General features: G+C 48.2%; 16 protein-coding genes. 10 read left to right on the plus strand and 6 right to left on the minus strand.

The window, feature by feature from the left end:
- Positions 1-26: 26 nt before the first annotated feature.
- Positions 27-923: a hypothetical protein gene (locus B9Y93_RS00755; RefSeq protein ID WP_085492459.1), complete on the plus strand. Its 897-nt coding sequence runs from the start codon at positions 27-29 to the stop codon at positions 921-923.
- A gap of 316 nt (positions 924-1239) precedes the next feature.
- The gene (locus tag B9Y93_RS00760; protein WP_085492460.1) at positions 1240-2781 is read left to right on the plus strand and encodes a copper amine oxidase N-terminal domain-containing protein; all 1542 of its coding nucleotides are present in this window, start codon (positions 1240-1242) and stop codon (positions 2779-2781) included.
- Between the two features lie 85 nt (positions 2782-2866).
- Here the strand turns inward: B9Y93_RS00760 and B9Y93_RS00765 are convergent, their stop codons facing one another.
- On the minus strand, positions 2867-3631 hold the full coding sequence (locus B9Y93_RS00765) for an SDR family oxidoreductase (RefSeq protein ID WP_085492461.1): 765 nt from the start codon (positions 3629-3631) through the stop codon (positions 2867-2869).
- A gap of 534 nt (positions 3632-4165) precedes the next feature.
- Between B9Y93_RS00765 and B9Y93_RS00770 the strand changes: the two genes are divergently transcribed.
- Positions 4166-5590: an NAD-dependent malic enzyme gene (locus B9Y93_RS00770; RefSeq protein WP_085492462.1), complete on the plus strand. Its 1425-nt coding sequence runs from the start codon at positions 4166-4168 to the stop codon at positions 5588-5590.
- Positions 5591-5730: 140 nt separating this feature from the next.
- Here B9Y93_RS00770 and B9Y93_RS00775 read toward each other — a convergent pair whose 3' ends face one another.
- The 3 genes from B9Y93_RS00775 to B9Y93_RS00785 are packed head-to-tail and all read right to left on the minus strand — an operon-like array spanning position 5731 to position 8105.
- Complete coding sequence (locus B9Y93_RS00775; RefSeq protein ID WP_085492463.1) at positions 5731-7143, minus strand: nucleoside recognition domain-containing protein; 1413 nt, start codon at positions 7141-7143, stop codon at positions 5731-5733.
- A complete protein-coding gene (locus B9Y93_RS00780; protein ID WP_085492464.1) occupies positions 7121-7855 on the minus strand; it encodes a FeoB small GTPase domain-containing protein in 735 nt (244 codons plus the stop codon). The genes B9Y93_RS00775 and B9Y93_RS00780 overlap by 23 nt, the downstream gene beginning before the upstream one ends.
- A gap of 4 nt (positions 7856-7859) precedes the next feature.
- Positions 7860-8105 (minus strand): FeoA family protein, encoded by a 246-nt coding sequence (locus B9Y93_RS00785; protein WP_085492465.1) that lies wholly within the window; start codon positions 8103-8105, stop codon positions 7860-7862.
- Between the two features lie 610 nt (positions 8106-8715).
- Between B9Y93_RS00785 and B9Y93_RS00790 the strand changes: the two genes are divergently transcribed.
- From B9Y93_RS00790 to B9Y93_RS00815, 7 genes are all read left to right on the plus strand, one after another.
- Positions 8716-9759, plus strand: coding sequence for an ABC transporter substrate-binding protein (locus tag B9Y93_RS00790; RefSeq protein ID WP_085492466.1), 1044 nt, complete (start codon positions 8716-8718; stop codon positions 9757-9759).
- Between the two features lie 136 nt (positions 9760-9895).
- Positions 9896-10822: an ABC transporter permease gene (locus B9Y93_RS00795; RefSeq protein WP_085492467.1), complete on the plus strand. Its 927-nt coding sequence runs from the start codon at positions 9896-9898 to the stop codon at positions 10820-10822.
- Complete coding sequence (locus B9Y93_RS00800; protein WP_085492468.1) at positions 10815-11612, plus strand: ABC transporter ATP-binding protein; 798 nt, start codon at positions 10815-10817, stop codon at positions 11610-11612. The genes B9Y93_RS00795 and B9Y93_RS00800 overlap by 8 nt, the downstream gene beginning before the upstream one ends.
- Positions 11613-11800: 188 nt before the next feature.
- Positions 11801-13546: a methyl-accepting chemotaxis protein gene (locus tag B9Y93_RS00805; RefSeq protein ID WP_085492469.1), complete on the plus strand. Its 1746-nt coding sequence runs from the start codon at positions 11801-11803 to the stop codon at positions 13544-13546.
- A gap of 3 nt (positions 13547-13549) precedes the next feature.
- Complete coding sequence (locus B9Y93_RS00810; RefSeq protein WP_085492470.1) at positions 13550-14419, plus strand: SDR family oxidoreductase; 870 nt, start codon at positions 13550-13552, stop codon at positions 14417-14419.
- Positions 14420-14613: 194 nt separating this feature from the next.
- On the plus strand, positions 14614-14751 hold the full coding sequence (locus B9Y93_RS24440) for a hypothetical protein (protein WP_169026075.1): 138 nt from the start codon (positions 14614-14616) through the stop codon (positions 14749-14751).
- A gap of 147 nt (positions 14752-14898) precedes the next feature.
- Positions 14899-15093 (plus strand): hypothetical protein, encoded by a 195-nt coding sequence (locus B9Y93_RS00815; protein WP_085492471.1) that lies wholly within the window; start codon positions 14899-14901, stop codon positions 15091-15093.
- A 211-nt stretch (positions 15094-15304) separates the two neighbouring features.
- On the opposite strand, the gene B9Y93_RS00820 is transcribed toward B9Y93_RS00815, so the two are convergent.
- Together B9Y93_RS00820 and B9Y93_RS00825 are read right to left on the minus strand one after the other, a co-directional pair.
- On the minus strand, positions 15305-17485 hold the full coding sequence (locus B9Y93_RS00820) for an ABC transporter ATP-binding protein (RefSeq protein WP_085492472.1): 2181 nt from the start codon (positions 17483-17485) through the stop codon (positions 15305-15307).
- Positions 17486-17573: 88 nt separating this feature from the next.
- Entirely contained in the window at positions 17574-19313 is a 1740-nt protein-coding gene (locus tag B9Y93_RS00825) for an ABC transporter ATP-binding protein (protein WP_085492473.1), read from the minus strand.
- Positions 19314-19678: the final 365 nt, after the last annotated feature.

Raw genomic sequence — 19678 nt, forward strand, 5'->3', positions numbered from 1 at the left:
ACTTCAAGTAGAGAAGAGGCGAGAGCATGACTACCGTTATGGTATCGGTACAGACCGTGGATCATGAACTGTATGGCAAGTGCTTAAGTGTTGAAAATGAAACCTACACGCTAATGGTTCCACTCGATTATGGAATCCGCATCATTCATTTCAGCTTGCGAGAAGGCTGCAACGTCTTCTTCTACGATGCGAATGAAGCCATTACTCAGTCTGGGGATGCGTTCGAGAAAATGGGATCAGACGGCTGGAAGCTAAGAGGCGGGCATCGCTTATGGACGAGTCCCGAGGCCTTTCCACGCACGTATGCACCAGATGATCAGCCCATTACTTGGAGCAAGACAGAAGCAGGCGTGCTGCTGACTTCAGCGCCAGAGCCATGGACGCATCTGCAAAAGCAAATCGAAATTCGCTTTGTCGGAGAAGAGGTAGAACTGATTCATCGCGTGACCAATGTTGGAGCATGGACGATTGAGACTGCGCCTTGGTCGCTGAACGTGATGGCGCCGGGCGGAACGGCAGTCATTCCTCAAGTCAGCCGCGATACAGGCCTTCTGCCGAATCGCAATCTTATCTTATGGCCTTATACGAGAATGAACGATGAACGCGTAGAGTGGGGCAATGATGCCATCGTAATCAAGCAGTCGCAAGATGCGGATCAAGCCTTTAAGATCGGGATCAATCATGAGCCTGGCTTTGCAGCCTGCGTGTATCCAGACGTTACCTTCGAGCTTCGCTATGAGCATAAGCCCGAAGCGGTGTATCCTGATGGCGGCTGCTCTTTTGAGTGCTACACGAATGAGCATATGATGGAGCTTGAGACATTGGCGCCGCTTGAGAAGCTTGAGCCTGGACAGACCGTCGAACATAAGGAAACGTGGAAGCTTGTTACAGGACAGACGGTATCCCATTATCGGCAGCTATAGCAGATCGTATATCTTTCAGAGCGCATATAGCGATATTGGTGAAATGCTTGTAAGGAACAGCAGCAATTCATCTTGCTGCTTTTATCCCAGAAATATCATGTATCCAATTTGTATCGTTAATTAATATCGCCAGCTTGACCGGCCTGTTATCATCTTCCTCGTTTGTTGCAGATGGTATCAGGCTTTTTTCTTGCTATGAAGCTAGGAATTGTCGTATATTGTTCTCTATTCTTCTCTTTACATAACCTTCCTGCGCCTTCATAATGAAGGAGATTCATAGGATTAATGATCCAATTATAATGAAGGTGGTGTACTTATGAGGCGTATTCGTACAGGAGTAGCAGCTTTGCTCGCGATGATGCTGATCGTGCTTGCAGGCTGTCAATCTGTTGGCGGCGTGGATATTGCGCAAGTTGTGAAGCAATCGCTGAATGTCAAATCCGTAGAATCTAAAGAAACACTTACACTGAAACTGAATGTAAACAAAGAGGCTAAGCTGAATCAAGAAGATGAAGAGATGATTGCTCTCTTGAATGGCTTGCAAATCGATCTACATACAATGAAAGAATCCAATGAGAAGATGTCGGCCAAGGGTGAATTGAAGCTTAAGGACAAGACACTTCCCTTCCATATTACTGTAGATACGAAGAACATTGCACTTGATGTCAAGGGTGCCAAGGAAGCTCTTGTCATTCCGATTACAGAAGTGGATCCTAGCATGGCGGAATTAACACCGGACGTGAAGGAGCTAGAGGCGTTCCAGCAGGCGCTCGTTCAGTGGTTCACCAAAAATGCACCGAATCCGAAGAATATTAATGTAACAAGCGGCATGGAAAATGTATTTGGCGAGTCCAAATATTTGGATCGCATTCATCTGGAGTTTGGCGCAGATGAGACGCTTGGCTGGATTCAAGGATTTGTGAAGGCCGTTCTTGCTGATGAGGAAGGTACGAAAGCGTTCCTTGAAGAGGTTGGCAAGCTGTATGGCCCAATCGTGAGTGGTCTGATGGAGCAAGAAGGCATGGAAAGCATGGAAGGCATGGATATGTTCAAGGACGGAGAGCTCTTTGCTGCTTATGCATTCAAGTGGCTGAAGGAAAATGGCGAAACGATGCTGAATGAGCTTACAACAAGCTGGGAACAAGCGGTGAAGGATTCCCCGGAGCTTGCGCAGGTACTAAGCGATAAGACGAAGCTGAAGCTTGATCTGTACAGCGACTCGGCCAAAAATATTCATAAGTCTGTCATGGAACTGAACATTCAGCTTCCTACAGCAGAAGACATGCCAGTAACGAGCATCAGCGTTCAGACAACATCTGAACTTAAAAACCATAACAACACAGTCAAGGTTGAACCTATTGACATTAGCGAAGCGGTAAACGTAGTCGAGCAGGAGATGACGCCTGGTGAATGGCTTCGATTCTTTGAAGATGGTTCTTTAGCTAAGGATATGCTCTTGCAATCAGGCATCACAAACAAATTTGTTTATCTGCCGATTGCGCAGGATGAATATGATGAATGGCTGAATGATTCGCCGCTTCCTTATGTGGACAAAGGCGTTACGATGGTTCCGCTTCGCTATGTGGCTGAGGAACTGGATGCAGAAGTGAAGTGGGACAGCAAGCAGAAGCAAGTTACGATGATTGATGACCTGACTGGCAGCAAGATTGTGCTTAAGCTGGGCAGCAATATCGCCCTTGTGGATAATGTAGAGAAGAAGATCAGCGGCACACCGGTAATGAGCAAGGAAGGCAATGTCTATGTGCCGCTGCGCTCGGTATCGGAGCTTCTTGGAGCCAAAGTGCAATATGAAGGGGATGCCGTGTACGGCAGCTACGTAACCATCGAGCGTTCTTAATTCGTTAGACAACAAGCTCAAGCAGGCACATTCGATCATATTCGGATGAACGCTGCTTGAGCTTGTTTTATATCATGCTGCTGCCTTAAAGATGTGAGCCTCCACTCGCATCAATCAGCTGCCCGGTTACCCAGCGGCTGTCTGAGGAGGCGAGAAAGGCTGCGATATCCGCGACGTCCTCGGGTTCTCCCCAGCGCTTGAATGCGGACAGCCCTGCAGCCAATTGCTGGCCCTGAGGGTCGCTTAGCGTTCCGCTGTTCATTTCGGTATTGATGATACCAGGAAGTATGGCATTGACGGTGATGCCGCGGCTTCCAAGCTGCTTCGCTAAGGCAAGGGTAAGGGTATTTATCGCTCCCTTCGAAATGCTGTAGGTAAAGACGCTAGGAGAAGCTGCCCGTGTCACGAAGGAAGAGAGATTGATAATGCGTCCACCATCTCTAAGACGCGAGAGTCCCTGCTGGATCATAAACAACGGAGATTTCACATTGATATTCATCACTTCATTAAACGATTCTTCCGTTGCTTCTTCTAGCGTTAGGATCTGCCCGATTCCAGCATTGTTTACTAGAATATCGAACTGCTGCTGCCCCGTTCTTGCATGAAGTTGTTCATCCATGGCACCGTACAGATCATGAATGCCCTGAAGCGTGCTGATGTCTGCTCCTATTGAAAATGCGGAGCCGCCGTGGCTTATAATCTCCTGAACGACTTGCTCGGCTTCCATCTGTCTTCTTCCGTAATGGACGGCGACCAGAGCCCCCTCTTGAGCGAGACGCAGGGCAATCCCGCGGCCAATGCCTCGACTGGCTCCTGTTACGAGCGCTGCTTTATTTTTTAAACTGTTCATCTTAACCTCTCCTTATCGTTCATTTATGCATGGTGATTTCATGGATAGTTATATCACAGCTTCTTTTTAGAAATATTGCGGTGTCATTTTAGAAAAGGGCTTAACGCTGAATATCCTTGACAATATCAATAATATCAACAATATCAACGGCCTTAACGGCAGTATCGACGGCATCAACGGTTGGATGGCAGGAGAAGGCTTCAATAGGGCTGCGTGGAGCGAAGAAGATAAATAAATATCATCCATTGGTCAAAATAGGTAAAAAATGAAGGATTTTAGATGTTTGTGAAGAAGAGTTATGATGCACCTCCTTTCCACAGCAAGTAAGTAATGATAAACTAAGGTTCGGACTGAGATTGTCATGCCAATACTTGGAATATATTCTTAGTCTGAGAGAATGAAGGATCGGAGTTGCAGTCTTTCATTAGGAGCGGTAAAACGGCATAAAGGGATGGAATTATTTTGCAATTCATTATCCGAAGTCGCACAGGATATATGTAATTCCTGTAACGGAACAAGGGGAGAATAACTTTCATGGCCAAATCACTAGGATCGAGCACAAACATCATTATCCGAATTGAGATCGACAAGAGCAAGTGCACCTTCGCTCAGGTTGCCCAGACAATTGGGGAAAGCGGTGGTGATATTGTGGCGATCGACGTTATCCGCAGCAGTGGAACGGTCACGCTGAGGGACTTAACGGTTAATGTGTTTGATGGTAGTGTTGGGGACCGTATTGTTGGGCGGTTAAATCAGATTGAAGGAATGAAGGTTATCAATGTATCCGATCAGACCTTCTTGATGCACCTTGGCGGCAAGATTGAGATGCAGCCGAAGATTCCGATTCGCAACCGCGACGATCTATCTCGTGTATATACACCGGGAGTAGCGCGCGTCTGTATGGCGATTCATGAAGATCCGAACCGCGCGTTTACGCTTACGATTAAGCGTGACACGGTAGCTGTCATTTCTGACGGTACAGCCGTATTGGGGCTTGGCAATATTGGCCCTCGAGCAGCAATGCCTGTTATGGAAGGGAAAGCGATGCTGTTTAAGCAGCTGGCAGGAGTGGATGCATTTCCGATCTGCTTGGATACACAGGACCCAGACGAGATCGTCAGAACGATCGTAGCTATCGCTCCAGGGCTTGGTGGAATTAATCTGGAGGATATTTCGGCACCTCGCTGCTTCGATATCGAACGCCGCTTGACGGAAGCGCTCGACATTCCTGTATTCCATGATGATCAGCATGGAACCGCTGTCGTATTGCTGGCAGGAATCCTTAATTCCCTGCGTATTGTAGGCAAGAAGCTTGAGGATTGCAAAGTTGTGCTGTGCGGCATTGGCGCGGCAGGGATGGCTTGTACGGATATTCTGATCTCTGCGGGAGCGAAGAAGGTGATTGGCGTTGATCGGCAAGGAGCGCTCGTTCGCACGACTGCTTATGAGAATGAGGCTTGGAATGCTTATGCGGCGAAGACCAATCCGGAGCTTGAGGAAGGCGCGCTTGCTGATGTTATTCAAGGCGCAGATATCTTCATCGGTGTATCAGGACCTGGGGTGCTGAAGCGTGAGAATGTGGAAGCGATGGCGAAGGACCCGATTGTATTTGCAATGGCTAATCCAACGCCTGAGATTGACCCTGATGAGATTGAGGAAATTGCGCGCATTATCGCCACCGGACGTTCTGATTATCCAAACCAGATCAACAATGTACTGTGCTTCCCAGGATTATTCCGGGGGCTCTTGGATTGCCGCGCATCGCGGGTTACCGAGAACATGAAGCTGGCGGCAGCTTATGCGATAGCGGAAGTGGTGTCTGAGGATGAACTGAGCGAGCTGTATATTATTCCGTCCGTGTTTAATGATAAAGTTGTGCCGAAGGTGCGCGATGCAGTTATTGATGCTGCTTATGCCGATGGTGTAGCACGTCGCCGCGACTTCAGAGACAAGAAGTAAAGTTAGCCTGTGAACGGCTGCAAGCATTGTCTCGACATACAAGTGTGACCTCACAAAAGATAATAAAGGACCTCCATGACCACGAAGATTGTGGTTATTGGAGGTCCTTTGTTGGTTAGGGATAAGCTGCTTGCAGATCTTCACACCCAGCCGAATGCACGCGCCAGCTGCGCGGTAATGAATGTAACCCCGATCGCGATGCCTAAAGGAATAAGGGCGGATAATATAGTCCACTTCTTGCTGTGTGTTTCTTTATAAATATTGAACAATGTCGTACCACATGGATAATGGAGCAGAGAGAACAGCATCATATTGAGCGCAGTAAGCCACGTCCAACCATGATTAACAAAGATCTCCTTAATATTGTCAATGCCATCCGCGTCTACCATAGCGCCAGATGACAGGTACCCCATCAGTAGAATGGGCAGGACAATCTCATTGGCAGGCAGTCCGAGCAGGAAGGCCATAATAATGAAGCCGTCCATGCCGAGAAGCTGGCCGAAGGGATCAAAGAAGCCTGCCATATGATTCAGGACACTGTCTCCACCAACGAATACATTTCCAAGAATCCAAGTGATAACCCCAGCAGGCGCTGCTACGATAACGGCACGCTTCAACACGCTCCAAGACTTGTCACGCGAAGCGAGCAGGACCGTCTTCCAGAACTGGGGACGGCGATACGGCGGCAGCTCCAAGGTATAGTGAGTCGGTACGCCGCGAAGCAATGTCTTGGACAGCACCCATGATACGGTAAAGGTGACGACAATGCCGAACATGACCATCGCAAGCACAACCCCGGCGGTAGCAAAGGATTGAAGGCCACCGGATACACTTACCGTCATAAATAACGAAGCGAGTAGAATAAGCGTTGGCCATCTGCCGTTACAAGGTACGAAGTTGTTCGTCACAATAGCAAGCATCCGCTCCCGCGGAGACTCGATGATTCGCGTGGACATAATCGCAGCCGCGTTGCAGCCAAATCCCATGGACATGGTCAGTGCCTGTTTGCCATGGCCTCCTGCGCGCTTGAACAGACGGTCCATATTGAACGCTACCCGCGGCAAATAACCGAAGTTCTCCAGCAGCGCAAAGGTTGGAAAGAAGATGGCCATAGGCGGCAGCATCACACTGATTACCCAGGCAGAGCCTCTATATAAACCAAGCACAAGCAGGCCATGCAGCCAATCTGGCGCATGAATCGCTTGGAAGAACATTGTGATGTATCCTTCAATGAAGCCGAACATATCAGCGAGCATAGCAGATGGCACGTTGGCGCCGGCAATGGTAAGCCAGAAGACGACAGCCAGCATGGCGAGCATGATAGGGAAGCCCCACAGCTTCGAGGTCAAGATGCGATCCAAGCGACTTGTGCTGGCAAGCTTCGCGCGATCTTCATAGCGTACCGACGCATCGCATATCTCATGGGTGATCTTGTAGATGTCACCCACAATGCCATCGCGCACCGCATCTCCTTGCGACATGCTGCGCGCCTTATCCAGCAGCTGATCGAGCGCCGAAGCGCTTGGCGCATTAGTGGCAAGCGGTCTCTCCATATTGGAGCACCTCCTTCCGTGACGCAGCATTCTGATCGCGTTGGAGCCATTTCTTCAATGAAGTCAGCAAGCTCTCATCGTCATCAAGCAATCGGAGCGCGATCCATCTTGACGGCAGATGGGTGCCGAACATCTCGCGAACCTGCGGCTCAATGGCAGCAATCTTCTTTTCAATCTCCTCGCTGTAGGTGATCGATATTGGAGAAGGAACAACTGCGCCGCTTGCAACAAGCATCACCTGCTTCAACAGCTCATCGATTCCTTTCTTGCTTCGTGCGGAGATGGCGACTGTTGGCACGCCAAGCTTCTCCTGCATCTTCTTAAGATCAATCTTAATGCCAAGCCGTCTCGCTTCATCCATTAGATTGATGCATACGACGACGCGATTGGTCATCTCAAGCACTTGCAGCGCCAAGTTCAGATTGCGCTCTAGGGAAGTGGCATCCAAGATAACAATCGTTACGTCAGGATTTTCAAATATAATGTAGTCTCTTGCGGCTTCCTCATCGGTTGAGTTGGAATACAAGGAATAGGTGCCGGGAAGGTCGACGATTCGAAACGAAGCGTCATCATATTCAAAGAAGCCTTCTGCACTCGTTACGGTCTTGCCCGCCCAGTTGCCCGTATGCTGGCGCAGACCTGTTAAGGCATTGAATAAGGTGCTCTTCCCTGTATTCGGATTCCCCGCTAATGCAATGGTGTATGATCTCATGATCTTATTCTCCTATTCGTTCTCCCCAGATCTGGGAGCTTTCTTCACTGCGAAGGGCGATGGTAGTATTGTTCACTCGAAAGGCGATAGGATCTCCAAGCGGGCTCTTCTGCAGAACCTCGATCCGATTGCCAGGTACAAATCCGAGATCAAGCAGGCGCCTGCGCATGACGCCTTGTACTTCGATGCGAGTAATGCGAACCTGATTGCCCGTTCCTGCTTCTAGTAAGGTTGTTTCTGCTGAAGCCATAAGTAGTACCTCCTGTTTTTGCATAGGACAGAATGTTTCTATAAGGCAACTTTTTCAATAGCATATGCCCAAATCCATAAAAAGGATGATCTATTTGAAAAATAAAAGCAGGATGAAAGGGCTGCTTTTATCTCTATATGATGTGAACAAAACATGATCATAACTCAGGTTTTAGTATATAGCAAACTTGTTTCTTCGGCAACATATTCTTTCCCTAGGGAAACTTTTAACGGTTAAAATGGAGAGCATTAATAAAACAAAAATAATTCGCGCATATCGTTGATAGCGTTTGTTGTTTGCACAATCTTCGTCAGAAAATGAAGCGTATGGAATTAGGATGATAATTCCATTTTTATTTCCTTATAAATCCAATTATTTACAGAACTATCAGCCTTTTATATTGACGTTCATCCTTGAGCCATTACAATAACACTATAATGCATTAAAGTATTTATGCACATTCGCATTAATTAGATGCTGCGACGCAACCCTGCATCTCAAATGTCCACAAGCTCAGCTTGTATATGGCGTTGGAGCCCGAGGTAATGACGGTTGTTGTCAAAAGCACAAATTGAAGCCTTGAATGAAGAAGAAAAGGGGTCGAGTAGTCATGACGTTAAAAAGGAATTTTCGCATTCTGCTTGGCATTTGCTTAAGCAGTATGTTGATCTTGGCAGCATGCGGGGCGAACACAGGGAAGGAAGCGAGCTCTACTGAAGGACAAGCCTCAGAGGGCTCTTCGGGGAAGAAGATCAAGATCGGCATTACGCAGATCGTAGAGCATGCTTCCTTGGATGAAGCAAGAAGAGGATTTCTGAAAGCGCTTCAGGACAATGGATATGAAGAAGGGAACAATTTAGAGGTCGACTTTCAAAATGCGCAAAATGATCTGAATAATGCTTCGACCATCGCTCAAAAATTCGCCTCAAGCAAACTGGATCTGGTGCTTGCCATCGCGACGCCTTCCGCTCAAGCGGCTGCGCAGAATATCAAGGATGTGCCAATCCTGTTTACAGCGGTAACCGATCCGGTCGGTGCAGGTCTCGTTAAGAGCATGGAAGCACCAGGAAGCAATGTGACCGGGACAACAGACATGCATCCAGAAGCTGTATCGACCTTGATGGAATTCATTCACAAGAATGTCAAAGACGTAACGGCCGTAGGCATAATGGCTAACGAAGGGGAACAGAACACGGTAGCCAATGTGATGGAGGCGCAAAAGGCAATCGAAGCCTTGGGGCTCAAGGTTGTAAAGGCGCCGGTAACCAACAGCTCTGAGGTCAAGCAAGCGGCGGAATCCTTGGCAGGAAAGGTCCAAGCGATATATGTGCCTCAGGATAATACCATCGTCAGCGCGCTGAGCACTGTTGTAGGCGTTGCCAATGAGAAGAAGATTCCGCTCTTTGTCGCAGAAAAGGATTCGGTTAAAAATGGCGGTGTGGCGTCATATGGCTTTGAATATTTCGATATCGGTTATACGACCGGCAAGATGGCCGTAGACATATTGAAAAATGGAAAAAATCCTGCAGAGCTTGCCGTCAAGTATCCGGAGACGCTTGATCTGGCCTTGAATTTGAAATCCGCAGCAAGCCAAGGGTTTGAAGTAACAGATGCCATGAAAGCTGAAGTAAAGCCTGAAAACTTGTTTGAATAAACTAGAAGACAACGTAATCACACAAGAAGAAGTGAGTGAGATGGGTATGCATGCAGTCCGTTAGCCGATTGGACATTCGCGCTTGGCGATGTTCACTTGCTGCGGACTGTTCTGCTAACAAGGGGAGGAAGATACAATGCTTGGAGGAGCCTTTCTAGATGTGCTTTTAAAGTCCTTTGAGGCAGGGCTGATCTATGCCATTATGGCCTTAGGGGTGTACATGACGTTTCGCATTTTAGATTTCCCGGATCTAACAGTGGATGGAAGCTTTACAACGGGAGCAGCTATTGCAGCCGTATCGATCGTCAATGGGCTGCCGCCTATTATTGGAACCATCCTTGCCTTTGCTGGGGGATGTATAGCAGGAGCCTTGACCGGAATCATGCATACAAAGGGGAAGATCAATCCTCTCTTGTCCGGTATTCTTATGATGATTGCCTTATATTCCATTAATCTGCGCATTATGGGCAAGTCCAATATCTCACTGTTGAATCAGGACACCCTGCTGACCCCGCTTGCTGGGCAATATACGCTGGCGATTATCATGCTGATATTCATCCTTGTGATCCGGCTGCTGCTCAACCTATTTTTACGCACCGAGGTTGGTCTTGCGCTGCGGGCGACAGGGGACAATCCGCGTATGATCCGAAGCTTTGGCGTACATACCGATCATACGATCATCATTGGGGTCAGCCTGTCCAATGGACTTGTAGCTTTATCTGGAGGCTTGGTTGCACAATACCAAGGGTATGCGGATATTCAATCTGGTGTCGGTATGATTGTGATCGGACTTGCATCTGTCATTATCGGCGAAGCCATCTTCGGACATAAAACGATTGCAAGAACGACGATGGCCGTTATTCTAGGCGCTGTATTGTATCGCATCATTATAGCCATTGCACTGCAGCTTGAGCTGAACGCGACAGATCTGAAGCTGCTTACAGCTGGCATTGTCATCATCGCCTTGATCCTGCCGATGACAGAACGCTCGCTTCGTGAACGCAGCATCAGCCGCAAGCGGGCTGACGAGCTGCTTAGGAAGGGAGGGCATCTGGATGCTTAAGGCAGAGCAAGTATGCAAGCTGTTTAACGCAGGGACAGCAGATGAGAAGTTCGCGCTCCAACATGTCAATCTGGAGCTTCATGAAGGCGACTTTGTGACGATTATCGGAAGCAACGGAGCTGGGAAGTCAACGTTGATGAATGTCATATCGGGTGTGATGATTCCAGACATTGGAACGATACGCATCCAAGGCATGGACGTCACGACTATGCCTGAGCATGTTCGCAGCAAGTGGATTGGCCGAGTCTTTCAGGACCCGATGGCAGGAACGGCTCCTTCGATGACGATTGAGGAGAATCTTGCGCTAGCTTTTGCACGCGGGGGAAGAAGAGGGCTGAGGCTTGGGCTGGGCAGAAGGAGAAGGGAATGGTTTCGCTCCCAACTTGAGGATCTCGGCCTTGGCCTAGAGGATAGGCTGACAGCTAGGGTAGGCCTGCTGTCCGGAGGAGAACGGCAGGCGCTCAGCTTGTTGATGGCTACCTTTATGAAGCCAAGTCTCCTGCTGCTCGATGAACATACGGCAGCGCTCGACCCGGCTCGCGCGGAGATGGTTACAAGACTGACAGAGCGGATCGTTCGCGACAGCGCATTGACGACACTGATGGTGACCCATAACATGGAGCAGGCGATTCGACTCGGCAATCGCTTGATTATGATGGATAAGGGACGAATCATATTAGATATCGGGCCGGATGAAAAGGGGATATTGACCGTGGATAAGCTGCTGCGTGAATTCGAACGTCTAAGAGGCGAAAAGTTTGTTGATGACCGTGTAGTATTAGGGAGCTAATACGGGATCTGGAAGCTGTGTTTTTAACTGCCACACCTTGATGCAAATATCGATTAGATATTTGTGTTTTGGTGTGTTTTTTTACATTTTTCATCCAATTCATATCAAGATATAACGCTGGTAAACCGATATAAGATTAGGGGTATTTCTGCCTAATTATATGCGTGTTGAATGAGGGGATGTAAAAGATGAGAGGATTAAGGCACAGTATTATTGTGAAGATGATAGCGGTGATCGGGATTTTGCTAGTCGTCGTATGTTCACTATTTGTTATTCGTCAAAATAATCAGCAAGAACGGCTCCTCATGCAGTCATTTGAACAGCGGTTAGATATTATTATGAATTTAGAGATTCGCGAGATTGTGTCTGCCATTACTAACGCTGCGTACAGCTTCTCCAGCAGTAAGGAATCTACGGATTATGCATCTAATCCTAATTTCCGGCTGATGAAGGGGAAGTTGGATCTTATTTCCAAAAATGATATTGTCAATGCCTTTATCCTCGTACCTAAAGGAGAAGCGGACAAAGAGTTCAAGGTCATTCAAGGCAGTACGAATTTCGAGGTACAAGGCTTTAAGCCAGGTACAATGCTGCCTGCGCAGCCTGCGATGGATGCCGCGTATAAGAATATGCTTAAGAATGGAATTACGCTTTCCGAAGCCTTCACGATCAATGATCATGACATCATAACGGCTCTTGCACCGATCAAGGATGCTCAAGGCAAGATGATCGGGGTCTTTGGAATGGATTATGACTTTACAGTCATTCAAGACAAACTTAACCAGATGACTTTTGAAACGATCGGTCTTGCAATCATTCTCCAAATCATTGGGGTACTGGTGTTGATCTGGTATATTCGCTTCCAATTGAAGCCTCTCATTCGAGTGAAGTCGCTTGCTGCACAGGCGGCGGGTGGAGACATGACCGTAAGGCTCCACGTATCAGGCAAGAGCGAGATTAGTCAGGTTGCGCTCGCATTCAACCAGATGATCGAGAAGCTTAATGCGCTCCTAATTGAAGTGAGATCAGCTTCAACAGGCGTGTCGCAAGCAACTAAAGAGCTAGGGACAGCTGCAGAGGAAACGGCACTCAGTGCCTCTGAGGTAAGCGCATCGATGCAGCAGGTGGCATCGGGTTCGCAAGTTCAGCTGCAAAGCACGGAAGAGACGAAGCAGGCAATGGGAGAGATTGCAATTGGTGTGCAGAAGCTGTCCGAGACGTCCTCTTTTGTTTTTGATAAGATGACGAGTTCTTCCGCACAAGCCACGGAGGGGCGGGAAGTCATAACTCGTACCGTTGAGCAGATGGTTCTTATTCAAACAGCCTCAGAAGAAACGAATCATTCTCTTACAGAGCTTACTCGTGAAGTATCCGAGATCAGTGATGCCGTTCAATTTATTCAAGGAGTGGTGAAGCAAACGGAACTGCTTGCTCTTAATGCATCGATCGAGGCGGCGAGAGCAGGCGAGCACGGGAAGGGATTCCAAGTGGTTGCCCATGAAGTTCGCAAGCTAGCGGAACACTCCAAGTCCTCACTCGATCATATTATGGGACTTATTGCGAATATTCATGCAAGACAGCAAGCGACGGAGAAAGCAGCTTCTGAGCAGCAGCTGGCTGTAGCGGAAGGCTTGAAGGTGGTTGAGGCAGCGGATGATGCCTTTGTGGACATCTCGGAATCGGTCCACGAGATATCCACACAGGTAAAAGAGGCAAACCTCATTGCAATGGAAATGTCAGCTGCTTGCGAACAAATATCAGCATCTTTAGACGAGTTGACACATATTGCTGTTCAAAGCCATGATCATAGTGAGCAGGTAGCGGCAGCGACAGAAGAGCAGACAGCCATGACAGAGCAAATGAAGGCTACCGCTGATCAGTTGAAGCATCTCAGCACACAGCTGGAAGAGCAGCTTACGCAGTTCAAAGTATAAGGGGTGATTGCGATATCTTCTCCTAAGGTGGTTTGGATTACAGGAGCATCAAGCGGCTTTGGCAAGCTTGCCGCTCAGGTGTTTGCTAGGAATGGGGATACGGTTATTGCTGCACTTCGGCAAAAAGACGCGCGGCAAGCGGCGTTATTAGCTTCTATCGAGGCACCGCATCGTGATCATGTCTTTGTCTATGAGCTGGATGTTCGTGAAGAGCAGCAGATTCAAGCTGCGGTGAATCAAGTCATCAAAGAGCATGGTCGTATTGATGTGCTTATCAATAATGCGGGTTATGCAGTAGGCGGCTACGTTGAAGATCTGGATATAGAGACGTGGCGAGAGCAATTCGATACTAATGTGTTCGGCCTTATCCAAATGTGCAAAGCTGTTATCCCCTATATGAGGGAAGCGCGTGCAGGATGCATCATTCAGATGAGCAGCATAAGCGGCAGAATGGCCTTTCCCGCCTTAGGCCCTTATGTAAGCAGCAAATTCGCGGTGGAGGGGTTCAGCGAGACGCTGCGACTTGAGCTGCTGCCTTATGGAGTTGATGTTGTCTTAGTGGAGCCAGGAAGCTATCGTACAAAAATATGGGCGCGCGGCATCACTTCAGCATCTCAGGATGATACCCCTAATGCGAGGTTTGTAAGCCGTATTATGGAGCAGGTGAAAAAGACGGGGGAGCAGGCGCAGGATCCAAGAGAAGTTGTTGATCTTCTGCTTCGCATCGCACATCTTCCGAATGGAAGCAGACGTTTACGCTATCCAATCGGCAATAGGGTATCCTTGAATCTTGCTGCAAGAGCGCTTCTTCCTTGGCGAATATTTGAACGAATGGTGTGGAAGGTAATAGGGATTAGAATCAATAGAAAATAAAGTGTTTGCTCACAAACTAAAGAAGTATCCTCAGCCATCTGTAGAAGGAGTGGCGAGGATGCTTTTTATTTTACAGGCAGCTGTCGCACTTCAAATGACAACCTGTCTTCATTAGCATCTATAACTGCAGGAATTGCTGCCAGCTCTCATAACTGTATGACTTCTGGTTACGCTATTAGCAGGAGGTGTCGAAAATGCCGCATAACAAATCAGAGCGCACGCATGAGCTTCAAAATAAGTCCAAGTGGAGTGAATCAAGTATTACCTTGAAGCCGCATAAGGCTGGACATCGTGCGCCAAATGTAAACAACATCCCTAAGCAGGAATCCTAAGAAGTCATAATATGGTGGACTTGTAATTGATGGAAAAAGGAGAAGATGAGATGTCAAGAAAGCAGCCAGGACATTCCAAACAAAAGAAAACAACACGCACGGCTGATGCGAATCATGACAAAGGTCAGCACCGTTAGGAGAGATGACATGACACTAGGCAGCCTTGATCTTAACAGCGACTACAACTGTGCTTCAGCTCATGTGGATGTGCCTCGAATCCAAGCGGAACTAGAGCGCTTGGCAGACATTCCGAGCACTTCTGTGAACAAGGAAGATGAAGAGGAACGGAATCATCTTAACAATCAATTGAGCTTCATCAAGAATAAATGCGGACTGCGGTAAGATCAGCTTAGCTTAAAGGAAATATATAACCCGACCCCGACGAATTATTGTTCGTCTTATGTTTCCTTATGAAGCAGGAAGTTTTGACACAATAAAAAAGCCTCTAATCTCACGCGAGTGTGAATTAGAGGCCATTTTTAGTTATTTTTCATTAGGATGAAAGAAACAATCCATGTTAAAAAGCAGCTTGAGCTTCTTTGGGCTTGCTAATTTATGTGGCAGAGACGCTAGAAGCAGAGAGCGGAGGGACAGTCTTCGCATTGGAAGTATTCGATTCATCGGTATCCTGCTCATCTTCCATTTCCTCAACTTGATCTGCTGCTTGTTCAGCGTCTTGAGCCTGCCCGCCCAATTGAAGCTGATACATACGATGGTAGCGTCCTTCTATTGCCATCAGCTCATCATGGGTTCCCTGCTCCACGATTTCTCCACGATGCAAAACGAGTATCTTGTCAGCTGACCGAATCGTTGAGAGCCGATGCGCGATAATGAAGGTGGTGCGTCCACGCTTCAGCACATCCAGTGCATCTTGGATCAATGCTTCTGTCTCCGTGTCGATATTCGCTGTAGCCTCGTCAAGGATTAGGATCGCAGGCTCAAATGCCAATGCCCTCGCAAAGGAAATAAGCTGCCGCTGACCAGCGGACAAGGTGCTTCCTTTTTCAATTACAGGTTCATCAATTCCCTTCGGCAGCTGCTTCAGGACGCGATCTGCGCCAACTGCTTTTAGCGCTGCTTCGACCTTTTCCCGGGAAATACGAGGGTCGCCTAAGCTGACGTTGGAGGCAATGGTGCCTGTGAACAAGTAAGGGTCTTGAAGCACGATGCCCATATGCTCACGAAGCCATTGCTTCGGTGTATCCACGATTCTTTTACCATCAATACGAACTTCACCCTTCTGAGGATCATAGAAGCGGAAGAGCAGGTTCATAATCGAACTCTTGCCTGAACCCGTATGCCCGACTAGCGCTACCGTCTCGCCTGGCTTGGCTTCAAAGTTGATATTTTTAAGCACATAATCTTCGCTTTTGTAAGCAAAGGAGACATGGTCGAATTCTACGTGCCCTTGATATCTTGGCATAGAACCTTCATGGACATCCTCGCCCGGCTCATCCATGAGCTCAAAGGCGCGTCCTGCAGATACAATGGATTGATCCAGCTTAGCGAGCTGGTTAACCATGCCGGTTATCGGCTGGAAGATACGAGAGAGCAGATCCGTGAAGGCATACAGCACACCTAATGTAATAATGCCTGAGCCAGTTAAGGAAGCCCCGCCGAAGTACCAAAGCACCGCTGCAAAGGATAAGTTGCGCAAGACTGTTACCAGATTGTGAGAAGTTAAGGCATTCAAGGACAGCATTTTGTTGGAATAGGTCAGATAGTCCTCGTTTAGCTTCTCGAATTCCTCCATCGTTTGCTTTTCGCGGCGGAATGCGCGAATAACGGGCATCCCTTGAATGGATTCATTGATAATGGCATTGATGGAGCTTAGCCGCGAGCGAATGATCGTGTTAAATTGTGTTGCATACTTGCGATAAAGCACGATCCAAGCGATAAGGATCGGAACAAGGATTAAGCTCATCAGCGCAAGCTTCGCATCTAGGATGAACAAAGCGGTATAGATCCCTACAATTGTAATAATCCCTGAGGTGAAGTTGGACAGCACTGCAACGAACAGATCCTTAACCGCTTCTGTATCGTTCGTAATGCGTGACACGACTTTGCCTGCTGGCAGGTTGTCGAAATAAGGGATCGGCAGCCGCTGCACATGCGCATAAATATCGCCGCGCAGCTTGCGAATTACCTTGTTCGCTGCGGTTTGAAGGCCAAGGATCTTGCCGAAGCTCATGATGATGCTGATTGCAAGCATAAGCAGGTAGATGCCGAGCCATTTGATAATGCCATGGACTTCCGGTTCATAGAAGACCAGCATCTCCTTCAGTGGAAGCAGCCGCGCTTCACCCTGCCATTCCTGATCCCGTGAGGTAATGGTAAGAATCCCATCGTTGAACTCACGGGTTCCGGCAGGATTAGGGACAACCTCATTCGTTAAGTAAAACGAAGTTCCGACTTGAATAATATGGACGCCTTCCCCGCGAGTCTCCTCCGGACTGAAGCGGTCCGTCCGCTTATAGGTGTGATCTTCATACGTTACATTATATTTGGATTTCGTGTTCGTCTCATAGTAAGGCTGTTCAATGCCAAGAATATGCTGATCGATGATTGCCTTGGCTATGAATGGAGCGGTCAGTTCAGCCGCGACAGACAGAGTGAGCATCAACAAAGCAACGATGAAGCTGACCTTGTATTTCATCGCATACTGCCACAGGCGCCTTCCGACGTTCTTCGCCTTTACAGCCTCGACCGGCTGTTCTAATTCTTCCGTATGCATAAAGAGGATTCCCTCCATTTCAATTAAAGTTCCATTTCAATTCAAGCTGCTGCACGAAGGCAGCAGGCGTTAATAGGCTCTTGCCATATTACAATGAAGATTCGAGCTGCTGGCGTTCATATTGCTCACGATACCAGCCGCCACGCGCCATAAGCTCCTCATGCGTGCCCTGCTCGACGATTGTCCCATCATCCAGCACGATAATCATGTCCGCATGCTCTACTGCAGACAAGCGGTGAGTTGTGATGAATGTCGTCTTGCCTGCACGCTCGCTACGAATGTTAGCGATGATATTCGCCTCCGTTCTTGCATCAACGGCAGAGAGGGCGTCATCCAAGATGAGGATCTCGCTGTCTGCGATGAAGGCGCGTGCAAGAGATACGCGCTGCTTCTGGCCGCCGGAGAGCGCAACTCCTTTTTCTCCGACGAGGGTATGGATGCCGTCTGCAAGCGTCGGCACGTCCTGAGTAAAGGAAGCGGTCTCGATGGAGTCAAGCACATCTTGTTCTGAACCTTGCCCGCGTCCATACAGAATATTTTGCTTAACGGTCTTCGAGAACAGGATTTGTTCCTGTGGAACGTAGCCAATCCAGCCACGGAGCTGCTCAAGCTCGATCTTTGTCATGTCTGTGCCATTCACCAGCAGCTCTCCTGAGCCGATTGGATATTCGCGCAGCAGCTGTCTGACGAAGGTGGATTTGCCGCTGCCCGTACGACCGACAATACCGAGCGTCTGTCCTTTTCTCAAGGTTAGATTAATGTCGATCAAATTATCCACCGTCGAGGTCGGATAACGGAATTGATAATTTCTCCATGTTAAGGTCTCAGGGACTTGAATGTTAACCGGACTCTTGGCATCCTGCACATCAGGCTCATAATCGAGCGTCTCATTCACACGATCAAGGGAGGCGTTGCCGCGCTGCATAATGTTGATGAGATCACCAATCGCAAACATAGGCCAGATCAGCATGCCAAGATACATATTGAAGGCAACCAGATCACCGATGGATATCTCATTATGAATGATGAGATAAGCCCCGTAGCCAAGACCAATTAGATAGCTAAGCCCGATGCTGAAACGAATCGTTGGATCAAACATGGCATCGACCTTGGCCACATCCACATTCTTCTTGAACACATCCTGCACAATGTCGCGGAAGCGCTTCTCGTCGTGCTGCTCCTGCACATAAGCTCGAATGACACGCACGCCGCCGACGGATTCGAGCACCTGATCATTCATGGTGCCGAAGGCATCTTGTGCAATCGTGTAGCGCTCGTGGATCATCTTGCCGAACACTTTCATGGCTAGCGCGATGATTGGCAGCGGAAGCAATGCGGCAAGCGTGAGCTTCCAGCTGATCAGGCTGATCATGGCCACGAGAACAACGAGCAGGAATACAGTGGAGTCGGTAATAAGCAGCATGCCATAGCCTGCCGTCTCGGAGACCGAGCGCAGATCATTGGTGGCACGAGCCATCAGATCACCAGTACGATACTTTTCATAGAAGGGAGGAGTCATCTTGAGGAGATGGCTCATGTATTTGGAACGAAGCTTGCGTTCAACAAGGATGGAGCCTCCAAACAGTAAGTACATCCAGATGTAAGTGATGACATAGATGACGGCCATCGATACTAATATATAGATGATATAATACTGTAAGCTGCTCCAGGTTATGGTTCCAACCACGATGCTGTCAATGGCAGAGCCAAGCAGACGAGGGGGAACCAGTTCGAGAATACCGACGATGACGAGCAGGGCGATCCCAATGATATAACGGGTGCGATGCTCTCGGAAAAACCAGCCGAGCTTCTGTAATACCGCAAACATGAATAATTCACTTCCTTTTCAGAATAAAATGCAAACAAAAAAGGTATACCGTCGTAAACGATATACCTTGTGGGCAACAAAGGAATATGTATACGAGCTTGTGAGCCCGTATGTTGATGCGCATCTCTTCATTGGAAGACACGTCGAGTGTTGCTTGACATAGCTACAGTCAAGTCAAGTATATCCTCAACATGCTTGAAAAGAATGGATGTACGCTTCAGCAGGGCTCCATGTATGTAATTTGCTATCCTCACGATGGTGAAGATCAATCATCAAGTTGTACATGGTTTGCACCTGCCCTTCGTGTTAGAATGTGCACGCTGTCGTGCTTGCTTTGTAGATTCTAGCATCCAATTCTTCACATT

It is taken from the genome of Paenibacillus aquistagni (genome assembly GCF_900177815.1).
Classification (GTDB): Bacteria; Bacillota; Bacilli; order Paenibacillales; family Paenibacillaceae; genus Paenibacillus_B; species Paenibacillus_B aquistagni.

Bases quoted from the DNA above. Each gene is read 5' to 3' on its own strand.
- B9Y93_RS00755 (WP_085492459.1), top strand. From the start codon at position 27: ATGACTACCGTTATGGTATCGGTACAGACCGTGGATCATGAACTGTAT.
- B9Y93_RS00760 (WP_085492460.1), top strand. From the start codon at position 1,240: ATGAGGCGTATTCGTACAGGAGTAGCAGCTTTGCTCGCGATGATGCTG.
- B9Y93_RS00765 (WP_085492461.1), bottom strand. From the start codon at position 3,631: ATGAACAGTTTAAAAAATAAAGCAGCGCTCGTAACAGGAGCCAGTCGA.
- B9Y93_RS00770 (WP_085492462.1), top strand. From the start codon at position 4,166: ATGGCCAAATCACTAGGATCGAGCACAAACATCATTATCCGAATTGAG.
- B9Y93_RS00775 (WP_085492463.1), bottom strand. From the start codon at position 7,143: ATGGAGAGACCGCTTGCCACTAATGCGCCAAGCGCTTCGGCGCTCGAT.
- B9Y93_RS00780 (WP_085492464.1), bottom strand. From the start codon at position 7,855: ATGAGATCATACACCATTGCATTAGCGGGGAATCCGAATACAGGGAAG.
- B9Y93_RS00785 (WP_085492465.1), bottom strand. From the start codon at position 8,105: ATGGCTTCAGCAGAAACAACCTTACTAGAAGCAGGAACGGGCAATCAG.
- B9Y93_RS00790 (WP_085492466.1), top strand. From the start codon at position 8,716: ATGACGTTAAAAAGGAATTTTCGCATTCTGCTTGGCATTTGCTTAAGC.
- B9Y93_RS00795 (WP_085492467.1), top strand. From the start codon at position 9,896: ATGCTTGGAGGAGCCTTTCTAGATGTGCTTTTAAAGTCCTTTGAGGCA.
- B9Y93_RS00800 (WP_085492468.1), top strand. From the start codon at position 10,815: ATGCTTAAGGCAGAGCAAGTATGCAAGCTGTTTAACGCAGGGACAGCA.
- B9Y93_RS00805 (WP_085492469.1), top strand. From the start codon at position 11,801: ATGAGAGGATTAAGGCACAGTATTATTGTGAAGATGATAGCGGTGATC.
- B9Y93_RS24440 (WP_169026075.1), top strand. From the start codon at position 14,614: ATGCCGCATAACAAATCAGAGCGCACGCATGAGCTTCAAAATAAGTCC.
- B9Y93_RS00815 (WP_085492471.1), top strand. From the start codon at position 14,899: ATGACACTAGGCAGCCTTGATCTTAACAGCGACTACAACTGTGCTTCA.
- B9Y93_RS00820 (WP_085492472.1), bottom strand. From the start codon at position 17,485: ATGCATACGGAAGAATTAGAACAGCCGGTCGAGGCTGTAAAGGCGAAG.
- B9Y93_RS00825 (WP_085492473.1), bottom strand. From the start codon at position 19,313: ATGTTTGCGGTATTACAGAAGCTCGGCTGGTTTTTCCGAGAGCATCGC.